Here is a 19764-nt window from a genome sequence, read left to right on the forward strand (position 1 = left end):
AAACCGGACGTCATCACGTTGTCGTCGCACACGAAGAAGGGCAAGGCCAACAGCCCTGCCCACGCACACACTCACCCCCGATGACGCCGACCTACCCCCGCGTCCTCATAAGGAGTGACGGCTAACAACCGTCATGCGGCGGAGCTATGTGATTCGCTGCCGTTACCTGCGGCCGTCGCAACACCGGCTATGTCCGCAGGATCCTTGACTCCTACCGTGCCAACGACGGCGTCCTCGTCGAAGACCTGGGGGAGAACCTCTTCGCCCACAAGCTGGGCAGCGAACTCGGCAGACTCGCCGACATGCTTGCCGACGTGCTCGGCGGCCGGCCGATGGCCGGTTGGCAGACCCGCTACAAGGACCCCGACGAAGGCGTCACCCATCTCCTCCAGGAAGTCCTCACCAAGGGAGCCGTCAGGAACCGACGAGTAGGTGTGGGTCTTGGCCCCGAAGTTCTCGTCGGCCGCAAGGGGGCCGTCGGCGAGTTAGGGGCGCTGGGCGGCTCGTGGGCGTACGCCGATGGTGTTCCTGCCGAGGTGGCCGTAGAGCGTGCCGCGGCATCCCCCCTCTGCTACGATGACCCATCGTGTCCAAATCACTACCATTTGTCACGGCTACGCTCACGGCCATTCCCCGAGTGCGGAGACTAGTCGACCATTGTGACCACCTGGTCACGCAAAACGAGCAGCTGCTAGCAGCGGTCGAACTGCTCACCGACGAGCGTGAAGCCGCAGAAGCCAGGGCCGGGCAGCTCGCGTCGGCTCTTCGTCGTCTGCCGGCCATGGATGCCGAGAGTGCCACCGACCTCGACTATCTCTTTATTGTCACGTACGGCCGCTCGGGTTCGACGCTGTTGATGGGGCTGCTCGACGCCATACCGGGATACTGCATCCGTGGCGAGAACGGTGGCGTGCTCTACAAGTTGTTCGAGTATCACTCCACGGCCGCGAAGTTCTGCGCCAAGTGGACGACTGACAACCCCCTCCCACCGCAGCACCCGTGGTACGGCATCGACGACTATCCGGATGATCTCGCCACCCTCCGTATGCGCCAGCTTGTTGTCGACACGCTGCTTCGGCCGGAGCCCGGGACTCGGGTCACGGGTTTCAAGGAGATCCGTTGGTGGATGCAGGAGCCTTTCGAGTACATCGACTTCATCGAGTCGCTGTTTCCCAAGGCTCGCTTCGTACTCAACACGCGCAACCTCGATGACGTCGCGAAGAGCAGCTGGTGGCATAAGGAGCCTAATGCGCGAGGCGATCTCGCCAAGATCGAGGACCGGTTAAAGGCCGCGGTTGGCCTTCGCGGAGATCGCGGTTACCACGTGCATTACGATGATTACATCAAGGATCCGGCGGTCCTGCGTGAGCTTTTCGAATGGCTCGATGAAAAGTACGACGCCGACCGGATCGCATCTATCCTCGCGATACGGCACTCGACCTAACCGCCGCCGCCCAAACGATCACGCGAGCGTGGGGGTCGCCCACACAGCTCGGCGAGATCACGCCGACCGCGCCCCATCACGCCGCCCCATAGTGAAGAGTTCCGGGGAAGCGCCGTCGACGGTCCCCGAGCCGAGCGGGCGTCGTTCGTGCCATCGGCCGACCCGCTGTCGTCCCCGCGTCAGGACGCTCCTCCCCGTCGCTTAATAGGGGGTGTCCAGTAAGGAACGACGCACCCTCTACGGCCACCTCGACAGGAACACCATCGGCGTACGCCCACGAGCCGCCAGAGCGATGTTCAGCTTGGGTAAGCCTGGTAGGAGAGCCGCTCCATGATTGGGCGCAGCTGTGCCTGGAGGGCTGCCGCTTCAGGCGGCGTGATGTAGTCGTGCCAGTTTTTGGTCTTGGTGGTGAGCTCGCCGAACAGGTGCGGATCGGCTGTGCGCCTGGTGGGATTCGGATTGCGTTCTCGGATGATTTCGGGGTCGAATGCTTCGCCGACGAATTCGCAGATCTGTCGACCGGCCGCCTGCGGATCTGCCGTGAACGTCTCGTAGGAGTGCATCAGAAACGACCTCGACACGCTCTCGGCGGCGGCGAGCGCCAGCGTGGAGTTCCGTGCCCATCGCTGGGCGAACGCCTCGGGTGACATGCGCGCCCAACGCGCGGCAGCGGGGTCGACGTTCGCGCGTCGTACGTAGGAGGTGTAGACGTCGACCGGGTGCCGGTGGATGTAGATGAGCCGCGCGTTCGGGTAGCACCGCAGGAGCCGATGGACGTACTTGATGTGAGCCGGTGTTTTCTCGAGCACGCGGCGGGCGCCACGCGCGGCTCGCGCGTGGTGGAAGTAGGAACGGACGACGAGCGGGTGTCCACTGGCCGTCCAGATCCGACTCCGGTGGCGGGTGGGTACGCGCCGAAGGGCGGCCGCGCCCGCGGCGAGGACCGGCCGCAGCGGTGCGATCGAGGCGAGGAACGCCTGGTAGCGATCGTCGTCATGGGCCATGTGGCCGTACATTGTGGGGGGTTCCCGGGGCCCGAACGACGCATGGCTGTCAAGGTGGACCATGATCTTGCTTTCCCACAGGTTCTCCGATCGCGGGCGGAACGCCGGATGCTTCTGCAGCATGCGATAGAGGATCGTGGTGCCGCTTCGCGCCTCGCCGACGATGAAGACGGGGCTGGTCGCTCGCTCGGTCCGGGAGATCTCCAGCAGGTTCACGGTCGCGGACGGTACCGGCGCAAGGTAAACCAAAGGCCATTGCTTCAACTTCACAGATCCACCTTCTCGACGCCCTGTTCGTAGCCCGGGCACAGCAATTGGCCCTCACTGAGGGTCATATTCCATTGCATACCCATACGAAATGCTCTTCACACCCGCGCAGGAGCTCCTTGGCGCCGTCGGCTGACAGCTCGCCTACGGCTGGCTCTGGTGCCTGCAGGTTCACCCGCCACTCACCTCGCCTCCGGACCCCGACTCCGACCGCGCCAAGCCTTGCCCACCTCGCCGTACGCCTCAACCGGTTTCACCCCCGGCAACATGGCCGTCCGAGGGAGAGGAGGACGGCGCTGCGCTCACTGAGACCACCCACAGGGGTGGGTAACCGTCCAGAGAGCCGTTGAGGGCCGGAGTGGAGGCCGGAGACTGGCATGCGAGGACATCGGGCGGCTGACAGCGATGTTCAGCCAGCGCCTACAACATGCTCCGTCTGCCCGCCCGGCGAGCCCGAGGACGGCCGCCCACGGCCGCCCGCAAGGGCGGTAGCCGGGCGGTGCGCCGCGTCAGCGGCGCCTTGACTTACCTCAGAGCTGGATTCCGCAGCGGCCGCGACTGACGTCTCGTACCCGGCCTACCGTGCGGGCTGCGTGCGACCGGAAGGCATCCAGGTGCTCGCCCGCCGTGCCACCTCATACAGCGCGTGCTGCTCGTCGCGAGTGCAGGTGCCACAGGAGCCCGGAGCGGGCGAGGACCAGGACGCTTCGGGTAAGGCGTCCGCGGATGCGGACCGCTCCGACGACGACGACAAGCGGGGAGACCTCGACTGGTCGGCCGTGGGCACGGCTGAGCAGTTTGGCGGCGCGGCGGGCTTCGCCGAGAGCCTTGGCTGCGTAGGCAGTGGGCTGGCCGCGGACGAAGATGACTTCCCGTCCGGCCTTCACGTGCGCTCCGCGGTGGTGCTTGGTGTTGATGGTGAGGATCCCGCCCGGCCCGATGAGTAGGTGGCCGATGTCGGCGCCCTGGTCCCCGACCGGGATCGCATGCAGACTCCGCCATCCCAGGGCGCGTGCCCACCACAGCGTGCGACCAACGAGTCGTTCGCCTCGAGCCCCGACCCGCCAAGAGGCGTCACGGGTCCGGAAGCCGAGCAGGCGAGCTAGGCGGGTCCAGGTCGTGCTGCGTGCCTGCGCAGCCTGCAGCGCCGCCTGGCCGGGTCTGTTCCTGGCCAGGTCCATCCACGCACCGTCCGGACCAGACGCGACGACTGCCTCCGACCGGTTCCGAGGCGCCCCGCCGCTGCCGTTCCGCACTCCCCTCGCGTGGGCGGACGTCGCCTCAGCGGTCGGCGTCCTTGTGCGCTGTGCGGGGGCTTCGTCGCCCCGACCGCGCGGTACGCCAGGAACGGGCAGACGGACTTCGGTGGGCCAGAGCCCGGCATGCCGGGCGTGCCCGTTGGCGCGGAGCCAGCGGCCGACCTCGACGCCGATGTCGTCGGTCCAGGCCAGACCGTTCTTCGGGTGAGGTTGGCCGGTCTGCAGGTCGACGTACCCACGGTCAGCACCATTGGCCGCCCGAACGTAAAGCCGATCACGCCCGGCCCGGGTCCATCGAGTCAGTCATACACCCATGGTAATCATGGTGCCACTCTCTGCCATCGGCTTACAGGCATGCTGCTTGCATTCGACGGTCACGCACCGAGCCTTCGCGCAGTCGTGGATCTCGCGGGCCCGCGCCGAAGGGCGCCCAGTGCCCCAACGGTGCCTCACAGCCCGGCACTCGTGAGGCTCCTCGCTTCGATGCTCGACGGACGGCTTCCCATCGCATCGGTCGCGGCAGTGTCGCAGCTGCGCGTAGAGCTCCTCCAGCGATCGGGCAGTCAGCTTCTTGATCGGCACATCACCAAGCGCCGGGCGGATGACACGCTCGACGTACCAGCGGTAGTTGTCCCGCGTCGTCTCCTCGACGTCGTGCACCTTGAGCCACTCGTCGAGGACGTAGCCGAGCTTCGCCTTCGTCGCGGCTTGGCGCTGCTGGTCGACTTTGGGCGAGGAACCGCGTTCGGATCCGCTCGGCCTCGCGTTCGTCTTTCGTCGACGCCGTGAGGTAGCTGTCCTTGCCCGTCAGAGGGTCTGTTCCGGCGTAGACCAGCACCTGGTACGAGCCTCCGCGGCGACGGATGAAGCCGCGCTGGCGACGCTTGGTGCCGGTCTTCGGAGGCATGCCCGGAGTGTACTCATTGACACTCCCATTGACAGGCAGCCGTTCACCCAAGCGCATCGGGGTGCATAGATGCAGGTCAGAGCGAGCTGGGGTGGGAGGACTCGAACCCCCATCATCAGATCCAAAATCTGAGGTCTTGCCCTTAGACGACACCCCACAGAGCGCTCCACAGCCTACGCGGGGGAGGGTCGGCGCCTTCCACCGGTTTATGACCGTACGACGGCACCTCCGGACCCAAGCCCCGGACACACGCGGCGACGAGTTTCGTCACGCATTGGCGACGCGCCGCAACTGCGCGTCACCTAGCGGACGGCGGTCAGCCGGCGGGTCGACAGCGCGGAGGGCGCGGCGCCGGATGGCAGGATGACCGGGTGCCTCCCGCCTTGACCCTCGCTCCGATACTCGCCGACGATCGACCGGTGGTCGAACGACTCTGGCAGCTGTACAGCCACGACCTGTCGGAGTTCCGTGGTGAGCTGCCGACCGACGAAGGGCTCTACAGCAGCGGGCGGCTGCCGCTCTACTTCGACGATCCCGACCGGTGCGGCTACCTGATCCACACCGACTCCGGGCTGGCAGGTTTCGCCCTCGTCCGCGGGCTGTCGGGGGAGGCTCGGGTGATGGGCGAGTTCTTCGTCGTACGCGCGGCGCGCAGACAGCGCGTCGGGCATGCCGCCGCGACCGAGTTGCTCAGCCGGCACCGGGGACTCTGGGAGATCCCGTTCCAGGAGGCGAATCCCGCGGCCGCCCGGTTCTGGCGGCGGGTCGCGACGGCGGTGGCCGGGTCGGCCTGGAAGGACGAGCGCCGCCCGATCCCGGGCAAGCCCGACCTACCGCCTGACATCTGGCTGCTCCTTACCGCCTGACCACGCCGTACGCATCGCACGCGGCCGCATGAGAGTCGTCGGGGCGTACGTCGGCAGGGGTCCCCGTAGTCACGGGCACCGGTAGGGCGCGACAATCGGGCCATGACCACCCAGGATCACGGCAGTGATCAGCAGGATGAACGCTCGCCCGGCTCCACCGGCGCCGATCAACCCGCCGATGACCTCGCAGCAAGCCCAGGCGCGGACGGCATTCAGCCCCCTCCGGCTCGCAAGCCGCTGAACCTCTCAGGCTGGATCGCGCTCGTCCTCGCGAGCGTCGCCTTCGCCGGGAGCCTGCTCGTCGCCTGGCCGCAGGCCGTCCTCCTCGCCGCGCTGGCGCTGGCCCTGTCGCTGACGGGCGTCGTCCGCGTCTACCGCGGCCGGGCGACCAACAAGGCGGCGACGTACACCGCACTGACCCTTGCGCTGGCGACGATCATTCTGGGCTTCGTCTGGGCGGACCGGGCCCAGCCGTGCATCCCGCTGTCCAACGACACCGACAGGTTCAGCGCCTGTTACGCGGACCGCACCGGACTGCTGTGATCCCCTGAAGACATGCGCCGTACGAATCTCACGGCAGCCAACCGACCCGCCCCTTGAGCAGGGCGTATCCCACGAACGCCACCACGTCCAGCAGGGTGTGCGCGAGCACGAGTGGCCACAGCCGGTTGGTCCGTTGCCAGAGCCGACCGAAGATCACGCCCATGATCACGTTGCCGACGAAGCCGCCGAACCCCTGATAGAGGTGGTACGAACCACGCAGTAGGGCCGACACGACCAGCCCCGCGTTCTCGCCCCATCCGAGCTGACGCAGCCGGGTCAGCAGATACCCGACGACGAGGACCTCCTCCGCCCAGGCGTTTCCGGCCGCGGACAACACCAGCGACGGCACCCGCCACCAGTGGTCGCCGAGCGTCGACGGTTGCACGGTCAGGTTGAGGTCGAACGCCTGCGCCACGAGGTAGAGCCCCAACCCCGGGATCCCGATCAGCGCGGCGAGGCCCACCCCGAGGCCGACGTCACGCCAGATCCGGGTGCGATCCAGGCCGATCATCCGCGCCAGGACACCGGTCCGCCACAGCAGATAGATCGCCAGCCCGCCCCACGCCACCAGTTGCAGGACACCCGCCAGCTGGAACGCGAAGTCGATCAGCTGTTGCGCCGCCCGCGAGGCGTTCAGGGCGACCGCCTGCTTGCTGAGTGGCTGAGGACGCAGCAGGGCATCAAGGAGGGACAGCAGGCTACGCAGGCCGGCCAGCCCCAGCGTCATGCTGAAGACCAGGACCAACTCGAGCACCAACGCCCGCCGTTCGCGGGGGTCGCTCACGACCTCCGGGTGGTCGGGCCGCCGAGGGTCCAGCCAGGCACGTACGCCGTTTCGCACGAGCCGCACGCTATCGGGCCCGCACGGCGAGGACGGCGGGTTTGCCGGCGGACCGGGTGGCGCGGTCCGGTGTCACCTGCCGTGCAGGAGCTTGGCGATGTCGGCGGCGTACCGCTCCTCAGAATTGTCCTGTGGTGCGTAGCCGATCACCTTGCGTGCGTTGGTGATGCTCCAGAGCGTGCGCGCGTTGTCGGAGACGCCGTAGAAGATGTGGAACGGTACGCCGTGCTCGTCGGCGATGTCCCCGGCCTCGATCGACCTGCAGAACAGCTGCTGCAGGTCACGCTCGGAGATGTAGCCGGCGAGGTCGCGGACGTAGCGTTGGGCCGGCAGGTCGCGGAACTTCTCCGCCTCGATCTCGCGGGGTGCGACGATCCTGATCTGGACGACCTCCAGCGCCCGACCCGCGCCGCCGCAGGCGTAGAGGAAGCCGAGGGACTCGTAGGCCGCCTTCGCCCAGCCGTAGAAGTTGTCCGGCCGTGGGTAGTCCTCGGGGCTCACCCGGTCGCGGAGACCTTTGTAGTAGGGCTGTTCGTACCATTTCGCGGCCTGGTTGGTGCTCGCCGCGACCACCCGGCGGACACCGTGGTCGAGCGACAGCTGATAGACGCGTTGCATCAGGTCGATGTTGAGGCGTTCGCCGTCGTACTTCGACTGCGGGTCGTCACCGCTCGGCCGGTGGTACGCGGTGTGGACCACGGTGTCGACGCCCTCGAAGAGCGGCGCGAGCTCACCAGCCGGAGCGTTCAGCAGGTCGGCGACCTCGACATCGTCGCCGGGGCGGACGTCGACGAGGCGCAGGTCGTAACGCGCGCGGAACTCCGGCAGCAGCTGGCCGGCGATGTAGCCGGTCGCTCCGGTGAGCAGGACGCGCGGGCGCGAGGTGGATCCCGAGTCTGACATGAGCCTTAGCCTGGACCATCCGGGCTGAGGATCTCTACCCGGTTGCCATGACCATCAGCGGTATAGAACCGGCGGTGGCCGGGATAGTGCGGGTCCCACTCCACGGGGAAGCCTGCGGCCTCGATCCGATCCGCCACCGCGTCGATGTCGGCGACGAGGAGAGCCGGATGCGCCTTCCTGGCCGGGCGGAAATCCTGCTCGACGCCGACGTGCAATTCGAGCGCACCACCCGCACTCCCCGCACCGTCGGGCGCGGCGGGGGCGGCAGACGCGGCGGGGGCGGCGGGGGCGGCGGGGGCGGCAGACGCGGTAGACGCGTCGGGGGCGGCGGGCGCAGCAGACGCGTCGGGGGCGCGGAACCACGCCCCGCCTCGGGCAGCGAGCGCAGGCGGTTTGTCCACCTCGACCAGGCCGAGCGCTCCCCCATAGAACGCTCGCGCGGCCTCCTCACCGCCGGGTGGGCACGACACCTGGACATGGTGCAGCTTCATCCGGCCGCTCCGGCCGCTCCGCCTCCGTCGGCGAGGTAGAGCTTCATGCCGACATGGCTGGCCTTGAAGCCCAGTCGTTCGTAGAACCGGTGCGCGTCGACCCTGGCGCGGTTGCTGGTGAGCTGCAGGCGTACCGCACCTCGTCGCCGCGACTCGGCGACCACCCAGTCCATGAGCGCGGTGCCGATCCCGTGCCCGCGCAGATGTGCGGCGGTACGGACTGCCTCGACCTGAGCGACAACCCCGCCGTGGTACATGAGATGCCGCAGGAACGTGAGCTGGCAGGTCGCGACCACCTCGGCACCGCGTCCGGTCGGCACTTCACCGACGAGGAGCAGCGTGTTCGGATCAGCGGTGATCTCATCGAACGCCGCCACGTAACCCGGCTCCAGACCGTCGTCCGCGTCGTCGTGGCGGAGCCTGGCGGGTTCGCTGGGCTCGCCGGCTGCGCCAGCGGGGACGGTCTCCCTGACCTCGCGAATCGCATCGGCGGCGATGAGCGCCACGATCGTCGCCAGGTCGGCCCGCCGCGCCTCACGCACGACCAGGCCGGTCCTCGGAGTACCGCCCGACGAAGGCACGTCGTCCCGCGGGGGCACGTCGTCGAGCGGGTGCACGTCGTCGAGCGGGGGCACGTCGTCGAGCGGGGGCACGTCGTCGAGCGGGGGCACGTCGTCGAGCGGGGGCACGCGGTCCGGCGTACGCGCACTCATCGGCCAACCCTCCGCGCGACAGCGAACACCCGTCGGTACGGGAGGATTGTGCCGACGTCGCGCGGTGGGTACGCCTCACGGAGCCGGGCCTTGTAGGCGGCCTCGAAGTCCGGTCGTACGTCATCGGGCAGCGCCTGCAGAACGGGCCGCGCGCCGGTGCCCTTGACCCATTCGAAGACGGCGTCCTCGCCCTGAAGGACGTGCAGGTAGGTCGTCTCCCAGGCATCGACCTGGCATCCCGCGGCGGCCAGTACGTCCAGGTAGACGTCCGGTCCAGGGGCGCTCGGCCGCTGGCGAACGGGAACGGTGAGGTGGCGCGCCCAGGGTTCCTCGGCGGCGAGCGCGAACAGCGTCCGGTGGCTCGGACTGTCGAAGTTGCCCGGCACCTGGAGCGCGAGCCATCCGTCCCGAGCGAGGTAGCTGACCCAGGTGGGCAACAGGTCGACATGGCCGGGCACCCACTGCAGGGTGGCGTTGGTGATGAGGACGTCGACGGGACGCTCCGGCCGCCAGTCGCGGAGGTCGCCGAGGCGGAACGACAAGCGCCCGGTCTCGCCCGCGGCAGGCGTGCTTGCGGCGGTCTCGCCCTGGTCCCGGAGGGCCTGGGCGCGCTCGATCATCGGTGCGGACGAGTCGACGCCCTCGATGTCGGCGTCGGGCCAGCGGGCGCACAGTCCCGCGGTGAGTTGCCCCGGCCCGCAGCCCATGTCGACGACGTACCGGGGATCGCGGGCGCCGACGCGGGCGAGCAGGTCGGCGAACGGCCGGCTGCGCTCGTCGGCGTACTTGAGGTACTGGCCGGGGTCCCACGCCACGCCACTGTCGTCGGCGCTTTCGGCGGTGGTGGCGGCGGCGCTGTCGGCGGTGGTGTCGGCGGCGGCACTGTCGGCGGCAGGGCTGTCGGCGGCCGGGCTGTCGGCGGTGCCATCGGCAGGGCTGTCGGCCGTGACAGGACTGTCGGCGGCGGTGCTGCCGGGGGTCATGCGTACTCCCTGGTCTGGTTCATGGGGCCCGCGCTCCAACTCGGTGTCCGAAGAATTCGGGTCGCACCGCGAGGTAGATAGCTTGACGTCGAGATAGTTTTCCAGGGCAAGTCTCTTGATGTCAAGAGTCTTGATCGAATCGACGTCGGGCTAGGCTGTGGCGATGGAGACGAACCAGCCGGCAGACGACCACCAGGACGAGGTCGACCGGCTGGTGACTGCCTGGCGTCGGGAGCTGCCCGACCTCGACGTCTCCCCCTTCGAAGTACTCTCCCGGATCTCCCGACTTGCCCGCCACCTCGACCGCGCCCGCCGGCTGGTCTTCGCCGCACACGATCTCGAAACGTGGGAGTTCGACGTCCTGACCGCGCTGCGTCGGGCGGGGCAGCCCTACGAACTCTCACCCGGTCGCCTGCTCACCCAGACCCTCGTCACCAGCGGCACGATGACGAACCGGATCGACCGGCTGGCCGCGAAAGGCCTGGTCGAGCGACGGCCCGAGCCCGCGGACCGTCGCGGGGTAAGGGTCCGGCTCACCGACGTCGGCCAGAAGCGGGTCGACGCGGCGCTCGCGGGACTGCTCGACCACGAGCGCGCCCTCCTGGCAGGACTGCCAGACGACGACCGCACCCAGCTGACCGCACTGCTGCGCCGGCTCGTGATGCCGTTCGACGAACAGACGTGAATGCGACGTGCGTACGACACGTCACGGCGACTACCGCGGGTCCGGCGGGTCCGGCAGGTACGGCGTTAGCAGGCACGCCGCTCCCCCCTAAGCAACCGGTCGTACGCCATGATGTCGGCGTGCAGATTTCGGCTCGCGCAGACTACGCGGTTCGCGCCATGCTGGTGCTTGCCCAGGCCGGTGACATGGTGACCGCGCAGGCACTGGCGGACGGCCAAGGGCTGCCGCACAAGTTCCTGGAGGCGATCCTCGGTGACCTGCGCCGGGCGGGGCTGGTACGCAGCCATCGCGGCGCGGTCGGTGGTTACCGGCTGGCGGCAGAGGCGGACCGGATCACGGTCGGGGACATCATCCGGGCGGTCGACGGGCCGCTCGCCGGCGTACGCGGGATGCGGCCGGAGGAGGCGACCTACGAAGGGGCGGCCGAACACCTGCAGGTCGTGTGGGTCGCGACCCGGGCAGCAGTGCGCGGCGTCCTCGACGAGACCACACTCGCCACCGTCGTGAGCGGCCACTTCCCCGCCCAGATCCGCAAGCTCGCCAACTCGCCCGGCGCCTGGGAACCCCGCTGACCCCACTCTTGCCTGTGGCGCACGCCCCCTCCCGCATCCCGTCGCGCAGGGCCCCCTCCGACGCGTGGGCCCCCATCCGGCGCGCACGCCGCCTCCCCGTGATCATGATCGTGATCATGAAGAGTCCAGGGCGGTATGGCCCCGTTTACTTTCATGGTCCGGTCTCGCTTCACGATCATGGGACCAGTCATGCCCAGCGCTGTAGCCGGACGGTGATTGCTGGTAGCTGGGCAGGAAGGCCGGCGCGCCACTGTAGGAGTGGGAGTCCGAGGCCGGCGGCGGAACCCATCGCGGCGAAGCCTGCGGCGGCACCCATCGCGGCGAAGCCTGCGGCGGCACCCATCGCGGCGAAGCCTGCGGCGGCGGAACCCATGGCGGCGAAGGCGGCGGCGAAGGCGGCGGCGAAGCCTGCGGCGGCACCCATCGCGGCGAAGCCTGCGGCGGCGGAACCCATGGCGGCGAAGGCGGCGGCGAAGGCGGCGGCGAAGGCGCGCCCGTGAAGGTCGCGTCCAGGATCGCCGCGCCGGAGGCCATAACCCCCGAGCCCTCTCAGCCGTTCAACGAACTCAGGTGTCAGGCGGGGTCCCGTGGCGTCCTTCAAGAGGGCGAGTGTGAAGGCAAACCGGACCATGAGGCTAAGAGAGGCCATACCGCCCAAGAGTTTTCATGATCACGATCATGATCACGGGGAGGTCAGTCGACGGCTTCAGCGAGCTCCAGCCAGCGGGTCTCGACGCTGTCCTTCTCTGTACGCACAGTGCGGAGCTCCTCGTCGAGCTTCATCAGTCGTTCGTAGTCACTTGCGTGGGCGGCAAGTGCGGCGTGCAACTCCTCTTCGCGCACACTCAGGCGGGTGAGCTGACGCTCGAGTCGGGCGAGTTCCTTCTTGGCTGCCCGAAGCTCGGAGGCGTCGATCGTTCGTACGCCCGAACCACCGCCGGACTCACCAGCCCGACCAGACTCACCAGCATGCGCTGAAACCGGCGTACGACCCGGCCGCCCTTCGTCCAGGTCCCGCCGCCGCGCGAGGTACTCCTCCACCCCACCCGGCAGCATGCCGAGGCTCCCGTCGCCGAGCAGCGCCCAGACCGTGTCGCAGACACGTTCGAGGAAGTATCGGTCGTGCGTCACCACCACGACCGACCCAGCAAACCCGTCGAGGAAGTCCTCCACCACCCGCAGCGTGTCGATGTCGAGGTCATTCGTCGGTTCGTCGAGCAGCAGGACGTTCGGTTCGTCGAGCAGCAGGCACAGCAGCTCCAACCGCCGCCGCTCACCACCGGACAGGTCACCCACCCGGGCGCGCAGCAGGTCACCCCGGAACCCGAACCTTTCCAGCAGCGACATCGCCGTGACCTCCGGCCCGGACGTGGGCACCGGCCGGCGCCCGATCGCGCCCGGTCGCACGTTGCCCGGGCGGAGTTTCACGACCCGCCGAACGCCTTCGGCCGCGTCGACCACGGTCGAGTCGTCGTCGAGCCCGCCCAGCTCCTGCGCGAGATGACCGAGCTGGACCGTACGCCCCCACGCCAGCTTTCCTGCCGCCGGCTCGTCCTCGCCGGCCAGCAGTCGCAGCAGCGTCGTCTTGCCGGCACCGTTGACACCCACGATCCCGATCCGGTCGCCGGGGCCGAGCTGCCAGGTCACCCGCCGCAACAACTCCCGCGACCCGCGCACGACGTCGACGTCTGTCAGGTCGATGACCTGCTTGCCGAGCCGCGCCGACGCGAACTTCGCCAGCGCGAGCGAATCGCGCGGATCCGGCTCGTCCGCGATCAGCGCGGACGCCGCGTCGAGGCGGAACTTCGGCTTCGACGTCCGGGCTGGCGCGCCCCGGCGGAGCCAGGCGAGCTCCTTGCGCAGCAGGTTCTGCCGCTTCGTCTCGGTCGCGTCGGCCATCCGTTCCCGTTCGGCCCGGGCCAGGACGTACGCCGCATAACCTCCGTCGTAGGCGGCCACCGAGCCGCCGTCCAGCTCCCACGTCGTCGTACACACCGCGTCGAGGAACCACCGGTCGTGCGTCACCGCGACCACAGCTTCACCCCGCGCCACGAGATGCCGGGCCAGCCAGTCCGTGACCTCGAGGTCGAGGTGGTTGGTCGGCTCGTCGAGCAGCAGCAGGTCGTGCTCGTCGACGAGAAGCGCCGCCAACGCGACCCGCCTGCGCTCCCCGCCCGACAGCCCGCCGACCACCCGGTCGGTCGGAACGTCGGCGAGCAGACCCGCCAGCACCTCGCGGGCCTTCCGGTCGCCCATCCACTCGTGCTCGGCCCGCCCGCCCAGAACGACCGACGCCACCGTCGCGCCAGGATCCAGGTCGTCGCGCTGGCCGAGCCTGCCCACCCGCAGGCCGCGGTTCAGCGTGACCCGACCGGCGTCCGGTACCTCCTCCTGGGCGAGCAATGCCAGCAACGTGGTCTTGCCGGCACCGTTCCGCCCGACGATGCCGATCCGCTCGCCCGCTGCCACGCCGAGGCTCACGCCATCGAGGAGCCGCTCGACGCCGTACGCCTTCTCGACGCGTTCGAGGTTGACGAGATTGACCGGGTTGATTGCCATGCGACCTTCCTGTCGTACTCCTGTCGTACGGGCGACGTTCGAGGCTATCCCGGGGTCCAGGTACCGCCACGAAGGCGCTGGTCGCCGGCTGGTCCGAACCTGGCCCCGACGGCTGCCATCACTCCCTCGGCAAGGACCCTCGATCCACGTCAGGATGGAACGCATGGTCGCCCGCCTGAAGATCACCGAGGTCGAACGCATCGTCGTCGACGTACCGTTCACCGACCGCTGCCAGGAGTGGAACGCGCTGCTACCCAACGTCTGGAACTGGTCCGTCGTCGAGGTCATCAAGCTCAGCACCGACGCGGGAATCACCGGCTTCGGCGAGACCCTGCTCCACTACAGCTGGGGCAAGGTGCCCGAGGAGGCGGTCGCCCGCGTCCGCGGCGGCAACCCGGCCGACTTCCTCGCTGACGACTCGCTGGGACCCGGCCTGCAGATGGCGATGTACGACGTGGTCGGCAAAGCGCTCGGAGTTCCTGTCTCGGCGCTGCTCGGTCCGCGGGTCCGCGACTGGTGCCCGATCGCCTGGTGGAACACGAAGATGGCGCCCGCCGCACTCGCGGCGGAAGCGGCCGACGCGGTGGCCGCCGGTTACGCCTACCACAAGTTCAAGGCCCGCCCATGGTTCGACGTGTACGAACAGGTCGCGGCGATCGGCTCGGCGACGCCATCGCACTACCGGCTCGACATCGACTGGAACGGCATGCTCCTGCACGCCGGCGAGGCCGTCCCGGTGCTGCGCGAACTCGACCGCGACGAGCGGGTCGCGATCTACGAGACGCCGATCCCGCACGCCGACCTGGAGGGTTACCGGCAGATCCGCGCCAAGGTCGCACGCCCGGTCGCGGTCCACCTGCACGCCCAGCCGTACCAAGCGATGCTCCGGCAGGAGACGTGTGATGGCTTCGTCGTGGAGCGGGGCATCGCCGCGATGCTCCGGCAGAACACGCTGAACGCCGAGTTCGGCAAGCCGTTCTGGCTGCAGATGGTCGGGACCGGCCTCACCACGGCGTTGTGCGCCCACCTCGGCGCCGTCCTTTCCCACGCCCGTTGGCCGGCGGTCACGGCGATGAACAACTACGCCGACGATCTCATCGTCGACCCGCTCCTCATCCGGAACGGCTTCGTCCAGGCACCGACCGGGCCGGGTCTCGGCGTGACCGTCGACGAGGGCGCGCTGGAGCGGTACCGGATGGACCCGCCATACTCGCGACCCGAGCGGCGGCACATCCTGTCCGTCGGCTGGCCAAGCGGCCGGCTCGTGCACTACGCCCACATGCCGGATCTGTGGAAGGACTGCCTCGCCGGCAACTACCCCGTGCAGGACCGTGGCGTGACCTTCGACGTTCGTACCGACGACGGCTCACCGGAGTTCGCCGAACTGTACGCCCGCGCGGACCGCGCACCGGTCCACGACGCCCGATGAGGTCCGCGCGCGATTGCGCCGTGACGTCCTCGTGCGCGTCGGCCGTCTCAACCAGCATGCGAAATTCCGCGGCCCGGACATTCGGGCGAATTCGGGCATCCTCCGTACGCACTTTTCGGTACTTATGCGGCTATGCGGAAACCCCCGGACAAGCCGGGGGTTTCCGTTCTTTCATCATATGTAGCGATATTTTGCCGGCACAGAGTACGCACCGAGCAGGACGGCGGCGCTCAGCGCAGGTTGAACTCGCCCTTCTTGGCGCTGCCGACGAAGTTGGACCACGAGCCAGCGCTGAAAACCAGCGCCGGGCCACGCCGGTCCTTCGAGTCGCGAACGGCGATCCGGGCGCCCAGGTCGGCCACTTCGACACAGTTGGACATGCCGATGGACGCGGACGCCTTCCGCCATCTCGCTTTGGTCAGGTCATCCTTCATTTTCGCCTCCTTGTAATTTGGCCATCTCCGAGAGGATGGCCAAGATCTTCTTCCCGGACTGCGCCGGGCTGAGAGCCATCGCCGCCATGTGGTTGAACGCCCGCCCCGCGCGCTCGACGTCCTCCTCCTTCTCCAGGTAGGCGATGCCGGCCTGCCCGTCGGTGTAGACCACGGGAGAGTGAACGTTCTCGTCGAACTCGCAGATCGTGAACGGGCCGATCGTGCCGGGATAGCTGCCCACCTCGAACGGCACGATCTGGAAGATGCACTGGTCGCTCAGCTCGAGCAGCCGCATCAGCTGGCCGCGCATGACGCCAACCTTCCGTCCGGCCGGCCGACGCAGGGCGGCCTCGTCGACGATCACCCAGAGTCGGCTCGGGTCGGTGCGCCCCCTCCAGAACGCCTCCTGGCGGGCCATCCGGATCTGCACGGACCGCTCGAGCTCCTCCGGCGACTCGAATGTGCACATCGCGTCGAGGGCATTGGAATACTCCTCGGTCTGCAGCAGGCCGGGAACGACCATCGGCTCGAAGGTGCGAATCCGCTTGGCGTCCGACTCCAGCGACAGGAAGAACGCGTACTGCTTGGGCATCGAACCCAACGGGGCCCACCAACCGCGCTGCTTGCCCAACCTCTGCAGCTCGTGCAGGAGGTATCTGAGGTCGTCGTCCTCGAGCTTGTACAGCTCGAGGAGAGAGTCGAGCTCAGCCCGGACGACCCCGACCTCGGACGCTTCGATCTTGCGGATCTTGGACTCGGAGCAGTCCAGCCGGTGTGCGGCGTCCAGGTAGGAACACCCGGCGGACTCCCGGAGCTGCTTGAGCTCCTTGCCAAGCCGCCAGCGAGCGATCGTCGGTCCGGTCACTCTGGGCATGCAAACCTCCCCGGTGAGTAACTGCGCCCAAGTGTGACCCCTTGCCCATAGATGTCGCAAGTCCTTTCGCATCGATCAGTTTGGAAATTGTCATTCGGAACTCCCAGGACAGATCAGGAAAATTTACATTGGAAGAGTTACTTGACCATCCGTGGTGATCCTGTCACTCTGGGAGTCCCTACGGGCCGTCGTAGACCCCGGCCCATTCCCTGCGCGGCGGCCCGTAGGACCCAACATCGTTGGGCCGCCTTCACGTCAGATGGAGGGTCAATGCCCGTCGTCACGACAGTTATGCCGTGCCGCTTCCAGCTTTACCGGCATCGCGACGCGAGCGGCGTCTCCGGAACCGGTGTCGTCGCCTGGGGGACCATCTACCCCAACGGGAAGGTCAGCCTCGCGTGGTGCGGCGCCCGTCCGTCGGTCAACGTGTACGAGTCACTCGCCGACGTCACGGCGATCCACGGCCACGACGGTTGTACGCAGGTGATCATGTGTGACGAGCCGCCGCGGACAGCCACCGATCACGCACCCGGCTTCGACTGGTCGTAACACCCGGCAAACGGGGTCAGGGTGTGGTGTCGACCCGCGCACCGTGTGACTCGGCCAGGGCGACCGCGCCCGCCAGGTCGACGTGCGTGCCGTCGAGCTTCGCCGAACTCAGGTCGACCGCCCGCAGGGTGGCACCGCGCAGATCGGCTTCCTTCAGGACCGCCCCACGAAACGTCGTGTAGCTGAGGTCGCAGTCGCGCAACTTGGCGCCGGTGAGATCGGCCTCGGACAGGTCCGAGTCGCCGAGACGTACGCCGGTGAGGTCGACGCCGGTCAGGTCTGCGCCCCGCAGCAGCACACTCGACCAGAGGCCACCCGTCACCGTGATCGGCCGCAGGACGCAGTCGACGAAGCTGCTCCCCGTGAGCTTGCAGCCGTCGAGCGTGGCCGAGAAGAAGGTCGTTCGACGAAACTCGCAGCCGACGAACGCCGAATCCGTGTGCGCGGAGGCGTTGAACTTGCAGTTGCCGAACTCGCACCGGTCGAAGATCGCGCCCCTGCTCCGGGACTCGGTGAGGTCGACGTCGTAGAACACGCACCGGACGTAGCGATGACCGTCGAGCTCACGGCCGTACCAGTCAACTCCGTTGAACGACTCCTCGATGTGCTGCTCAGCCTGGCCCGCCTCCTCGGCTCGCCCGGCCTGCTCAGGCTGCCCAGACTGCTCGTCACTCACGTGCTCATCCTGACTCATCGGCTTCATCTTGACTCGTACCACCGACAAGCCGGCACCACTCCGGTGCCCCGCTCACCTCGGTTCATGATCATGTGGGGATCATGCGCGCGCTCCCGTAGGGAGAACCCCAAGGTCCGCGCACATGATCAGAAAACCGAGGCGCCCACCGTCACGTCACGCCGGCCTCGGCGAGCACCATCGCGACCACCTGGCCCGGGTCCGCGACGTCTGGCGCGAGCCCGCGCGACACGAACCAGGCGCAGATCGTCTGCGCGTCGCGTTCGAGGAATCGGACACCCTGCGGGTTGGTCACGACATCCACCAGCTGCGGCAGGTCGATGAGGACCAGGGTGTCCTCGTGGACGAGCAGGTTGTACGCCGACAGGTCACCATGCGTGTAACCCAGCCGCGCCAGGACCATCAGCGCGTCGAGCAGTTGGTCCCAGAGGGAGGCGAGCTCCGCCGGTTCGGGTCGCAGCTGCGCCAGCCGGGGCGCGGCGGCACCGTCGTTCGTACCCACGAACTCCATCAACAGCTCGGTCCCGATGTGCTGGACCGGGTAGGGCACCGGAGCGCCCGCGGACCACAGCTCGCCCAGCGCGGCGAACTCGGTGACCGCCCACTGCTGTGCGATCAGGTTGCGGCCGAAGTTCGTCCGGTTGGAGAGCGCCCGGGCCTCACGTGACTTGCGGGCGCGGCGTCCCTCGAGGTAGCCGGAGTCCCGGTGGAACAACCGGTGGTCGGCGCTGCGGTAGCGCTTGGAGGCGAGCAGACACGCGCGATCGGTGTCGGGCCCATCTCCTCCGTGCTGCTGGCGCAGCGTGGCCCGTTCGATCAGGAAGACGTCCGCCTCCTTGCCGGTCTTGAGGACGCCGAACTCGGTGTCGACAGCCGCGAGATCGGTGACGAGCCAGTCCGGGTACGGCTCGGGGCCGCGGGGAGCTCCGAGGTCGTCCCAGGTGGTCCACCGGTATCCGGAGGGCGGCCCGTCGGCGATCGTGGCCGCCTCACGTTCCGTGGCGAGTCTGGCGCGGGCCTCCTCGGTCATCCGCCCCCGCGCCCTTGGAGCGGGACCACTCTCGTCCCGTCGACGGCGCATCCGCGTCGCCCTGGGCGCATCGTCGTCGTACGGGTCGAACTCGTCGAAGTCGTCGGCGTCATCCCAGAGGGCACTCGCCAGGCCGGCACCGTCCTCGGCGGGACTGTCCTCAGTGGCGCTGTCCTCGGTGACGCTGTGCTCGGTGACGCTGTGCTCGGTGACGCTGTGCTCGGTGTCGCCGTCGGTGAGGTCGTACACGACTGCGTCGTGCGGACCGCCGCGTGTCAGGTTCAGGTCGTTCTGGGGGTCGTTCAGGTGATCGTCGGGACGCTCGGAAGAATCAAGATCGAGATTGCGCTTGCGCACAGAAAGCTCCTTCGAGGGAACGCATCCCTCCAGGCGCGCCGCGACGCGAGGGGAGTGCCCGGCGTCAGCGCGGGAGGAGATGCACGTGAGGGCGGGTGCGATACCCAGCCCAGGCGACGGACTTGGCCATGACGCACCTCCTCGGTCCCTCGAACCCGATCACCACGGGATCGATCCTGCCGGCGTGACGCCGACGCTGCTGCGAGCATCGCGGACCGCGATGCCGTCCGGGCAACCTTGCCCGAACGCGGCGACGAGGCGCAACCGATTTCGCCCAACCCACGCGCGGTCAGTCCCCAGGCGTTCCCTGAATGACCTCACCTTGCGCCGCAGTTCCCCACGATGCGGGGCGAATTCACC

22 protein-coding genes and 1 tRNA gene are annotated in these 19764 nt (G+C 68.4%); 7 read left to right on the forward strand and 16 right to left on the reverse strand.

Annotation, left to right across the window (positions count from 1 at the left end; translation table 11 throughout):
* Positions 1–131: 131 nt before the first annotated feature.
* Positions 132–383, reverse strand: a complete 252-nt coding sequence (locus ABNF93_RS31185) for a hypothetical protein (RefSeq protein WP_349331835.1) — start codon at positions 381–383, stop codon at positions 132–134.
* A 203-nt stretch (positions 384–586) separates the two neighbouring features.
* On the opposite strand from ABNF93_RS31185, the gene ABNF93_RS31190 reads away from it, so the two are divergent.
* Positions 587–1444 (forward strand): sulfotransferase, encoded by an 858-nt coding sequence (locus ABNF93_RS31190; protein ID WP_349331836.1) that lies wholly within the window; start codon positions 587–589, stop codon positions 1442–1444.
* 296 nt (positions 1445–1740) lie between these two features.
* On the opposite strand, the gene ABNF93_RS31195 is transcribed toward ABNF93_RS31190, so the two are convergent.
* The 4 genes from ABNF93_RS31195 to ABNF93_RS31205 form a co-directional block, all read right to left on the reverse strand.
* Positions 1741–2664 (reverse strand): sulfotransferase family protein, encoded by a 924-nt coding sequence (locus ABNF93_RS31195; protein WP_349331837.1) that lies wholly within the window; start codon positions 2662–2664, stop codon positions 1741–1743.
* Positions 2665–3350: 686 nt separating this feature from the next.
* On the reverse strand, positions 3351–3896 hold the full coding sequence (locus ABNF93_RS31200) for a nuclease-related domain-containing protein (RefSeq protein ID WP_349331838.1): 546 nt from the start codon (positions 3894–3896) through the stop codon (positions 3351–3353).
* A 381-nt stretch (positions 3897–4277) separates the two neighbouring features.
* Complete coding sequence (locus ABNF93_RS35115) at positions 4278–4634, reverse strand: tyrosine-type recombinase/integrase (RefSeq protein ID WP_502877659.1); 357 nt, start codon at positions 4632–4634, stop codon at positions 4278–4280.
* 333 nt (positions 4635–4967) lie between these two features.
* Positions 4968–5038: transfer RNA gene (locus ABNF93_RS31205), tRNA-Gln, on the reverse strand.
* Between the two features lie 214 nt (positions 5039–5252).
* On the opposite strand from ABNF93_RS31205, the gene ABNF93_RS31210 reads away from it, so the two are divergent.
* Both ABNF93_RS31210 and ABNF93_RS31215 read left to right on the forward strand, forming a co-directional pair.
* Positions 5253–5747 carry a GNAT family N-acetyltransferase gene (locus ABNF93_RS31210; RefSeq protein WP_349331839.1) on the forward strand — a complete coding sequence of 165 codons (495 nt, stop codon included), beginning with the start codon at positions 5253–5255 and terminating at the stop codon, positions 5745–5747.
* A gap of 102 nt (positions 5748–5849) precedes the next feature.
* Entirely contained in the window at positions 5850–6290 is a 441-nt protein-coding gene (locus ABNF93_RS31215) for a hypothetical protein (protein ID WP_349331840.1), read from the forward strand.
* 28 nt (positions 6291–6318) lie between these two features.
* On the opposite strand, the gene ABNF93_RS31220 is transcribed toward ABNF93_RS31215, so the two are convergent.
* The 5 genes from ABNF93_RS31220 to ABNF93_RS31240 form a co-directional block, all read right to left on the reverse strand.
* Positions 6319–7131, reverse strand: a complete 813-nt coding sequence (locus ABNF93_RS31220) for a CPBP family intramembrane glutamic endopeptidase (protein ID WP_349331841.1) — start codon at positions 7129–7131, stop codon at positions 6319–6321.
* A 72-nt stretch (positions 7132–7203) separates the two neighbouring features.
* Entirely contained in the window at positions 7204–8034 is an 831-nt protein-coding gene (locus ABNF93_RS31225; protein WP_349331842.1) for an NAD-dependent epimerase/dehydratase family protein, read from the reverse strand.
* 5 nt (positions 8035–8039) lie between these two features.
* On the reverse strand, positions 8040–8525 hold the full coding sequence (locus tag ABNF93_RS31230; RefSeq protein WP_349331843.1) for a VOC family protein: 486 nt from the start codon (positions 8523–8525) through the stop codon (positions 8040–8042).
* Entirely contained in the window at positions 8522–9238 is a 717-nt protein-coding gene (locus tag ABNF93_RS31235) for a GNAT family N-acetyltransferase (protein ID WP_349331844.1), read from the reverse strand. Before ABNF93_RS31235 ends, ABNF93_RS31230 begins: the two co-directional genes overlap by 4 nt.
* Positions 9235–10221 carry a trans-aconitate 2-methyltransferase gene (locus tag ABNF93_RS31240; protein ID WP_349331845.1) on the reverse strand — a complete coding sequence of 329 codons (987 nt, stop codon included), beginning with the start codon at positions 10219–10221 and terminating at the stop codon, positions 9235–9237. Before ABNF93_RS31240 ends, ABNF93_RS31235 begins: the two co-directional genes overlap by 4 nt.
* A 163-nt stretch (positions 10222–10384) precedes the next feature.
* On the opposite strand from ABNF93_RS31240, the gene ABNF93_RS31245 reads away from it, so the two are divergent.
* Both ABNF93_RS31245 and ABNF93_RS31250 read left to right on the forward strand, forming a co-directional pair.
* Complete coding sequence (locus tag ABNF93_RS31245; RefSeq protein WP_349331846.1) at positions 10385–10906, forward strand: MarR family winged helix-turn-helix transcriptional regulator; 522 nt, start codon at positions 10385–10387, stop codon at positions 10904–10906.
* Positions 10907–11025: 119 nt separating this feature from the next.
* On the forward strand, positions 11026–11478 hold the full coding sequence (locus tag ABNF93_RS31250) for an RrF2 family transcriptional regulator (protein WP_349331847.1): 453 nt from the start codon (positions 11026–11028) through the stop codon (positions 11476–11478).
* Between the two features lie 187 nt (positions 11479–11665).
* Here ABNF93_RS31250 and ABNF93_RS31255 read toward each other — a convergent pair whose 3' ends face one another.
* Together ABNF93_RS31255 and ABNF93_RS31260 are read right to left on the reverse strand one after the other, a co-directional pair.
* Positions 11666–12079 carry a hypothetical protein gene (locus ABNF93_RS31255; protein WP_349331848.1) on the reverse strand — a complete coding sequence of 138 codons (414 nt, stop codon included), beginning with the start codon at positions 12077–12079 and terminating at the stop codon, positions 11666–11668.
* A 92-nt stretch (positions 12080–12171) separates the two neighbouring features.
* A complete protein-coding gene (locus ABNF93_RS31260) occupies positions 12172–14037 on the reverse strand; it encodes an ABC-F family ATP-binding cassette domain-containing protein (RefSeq protein ID WP_502877660.1) in 1866 nt (621 codons plus the stop codon).
* A gap of 163 nt (positions 14038–14200) precedes the next feature.
* Here ABNF93_RS31260 and ABNF93_RS31265 point away from each other — a divergent pair, with 163 nt between their 5' ends.
* On the forward strand, positions 14201–15466 hold the full coding sequence (locus ABNF93_RS31265; RefSeq protein WP_349331849.1) for a mandelate racemase/muconate lactonizing enzyme family protein: 1266 nt from the start codon (positions 14201–14203) through the stop codon (positions 15464–15466).
* 230 nt (positions 15467–15696) lie between these two features.
* On the opposite strand, the gene ABNF93_RS31270 is transcribed toward ABNF93_RS31265, so the two are convergent.
* Together ABNF93_RS31270 and ABNF93_RS31275 are read right to left on the reverse strand one after the other, a co-directional pair.
* Positions 15697–15900, reverse strand: a complete 204-nt coding sequence (locus tag ABNF93_RS31270) for a DUF397 domain-containing protein (protein WP_349331850.1) — start codon at positions 15898–15900, stop codon at positions 15697–15699.
* Positions 15890–16774, reverse strand: coding sequence for a helix-turn-helix domain-containing protein (locus ABNF93_RS31275; protein WP_349331851.1), 885 nt, complete (start codon positions 16772–16774; stop codon positions 15890–15892). The genes ABNF93_RS31270 and ABNF93_RS31275 overlap by 11 nt, the downstream gene beginning before the upstream one ends.
* Positions 16775–17044: 270 nt before the next feature.
* On the opposite strand from ABNF93_RS31275, the gene ABNF93_RS31280 reads away from it, so the two are divergent.
* Positions 17045–17323, forward strand: coding sequence for a hypothetical protein (locus ABNF93_RS31280; RefSeq protein ID WP_349331852.1), 279 nt, complete (start codon positions 17045–17047; stop codon positions 17321–17323).
* Positions 17324–17339: 16 nt separating this feature from the next.
* Here ABNF93_RS31280 and ABNF93_RS31285 read toward each other — a convergent pair whose 3' ends face one another.
* Complete coding sequence (locus ABNF93_RS31285) at positions 17340–17999, reverse strand: pentapeptide repeat-containing protein (RefSeq protein ID WP_349331853.1); 660 nt, start codon at positions 17997–17999, stop codon at positions 17340–17342.
* A 169-nt stretch (positions 18000–18168) separates the two neighbouring features.
* The gene (locus ABNF93_RS31290) at positions 18169–19404 is read right to left on the reverse strand and encodes a serine protein kinase RIO (protein ID WP_349331854.1); all 1236 of its coding nucleotides are present in this window, start codon (positions 19402–19404) and stop codon (positions 18169–18171) included.
* Between the last annotated feature and the right edge of the window lie 360 nt (positions 19405–19764).

It is taken from the genome of Actinopolymorpha sp. B9G3, assembly GCF_040120725.1.
Classification (GTDB): Bacteria; Actinomycetota; Actinomycetes; order Propionibacteriales; family Actinopolymorphaceae; genus Thermasporomyces.

Coding starts and splice junctions, on each gene's coding strand:
- ABNF93_RS31185 (WP_349331835.1), bottom strand. CDS start 383: ATGGGTGACGCCTTCGTCGGGGTCCTTGTAGCGGGTCTGCCAACCGGC.
- ABNF93_RS31200 (WP_349331838.1), bottom strand. CDS start 3,896: ATGGACCTGGCCAGGAACAGACCCGGCCAGGCGGCGCTGCAGGCTGCG.
- ABNF93_RS31215 (WP_349331840.1), top strand. CDS start 5,850: ATGACCACCCAGGATCACGGCAGTGATCAGCAGGATGAACGCTCGCCC.
- ABNF93_RS31225 (WP_349331842.1), bottom strand. CDS start 8,034: ATGTCAGACTCGGGATCCACCTCGCGCCCGCGCGTCCTGCTCACCGGA.
- ABNF93_RS31230 (WP_349331843.1), bottom strand. CDS start 8,525: ATGAAGCTGCACCATGTCCAGGTGTCGTGCCCACCCGGCGGTGAGGAG.
- ABNF93_RS31235 (WP_349331844.1), bottom strand. CDS start 9,238: ATGAGTGCGCGTACGCCGGACCGCGTGCCCCCGCTCGACGACGTGCCC.
- ABNF93_RS31240 (WP_349331845.1), bottom strand. CDS start 10,221: ATGACCCCCGGCAGCACCGCCGCCGACAGTCCTGTCACGGCCGACAGC.
- ABNF93_RS31245 (WP_349331846.1), top strand. CDS start 10,385: ATGGAGACGAACCAGCCGGCAGACGACCACCAGGACGAGGTCGACCGG.
- ABNF93_RS31260 (WP_502877660.1), bottom strand. CDS start 14,037: ATGGCAATCAACCCGGTCAATCTCGTCAACCTCGAACGCGTCGAGAAG.
- ABNF93_RS31265 (WP_349331849.1), top strand. CDS start 14,201: ATGGTCGCCCGCCTGAAGATCACCGAGGTCGAACGCATCGTCGTCGAC.
- ABNF93_RS31270 (WP_349331850.1), bottom strand. CDS start 15,900: ATGAAGGATGACCTGACCAAAGCGAGATGGCGGAAGGCGTCCGCGTCC.
- ABNF93_RS31275 (WP_349331851.1), bottom strand. CDS start 16,774: ATGCCCAGAGTGACCGGACCGACGATCGCTCGCTGGCGGCTTGGCAAG.
- ABNF93_RS31280 (WP_349331852.1), top strand. CDS start 17,045: ATGCCCGTCGTCACGACAGTTATGCCGTGCCGCTTCCAGCTTTACCGG.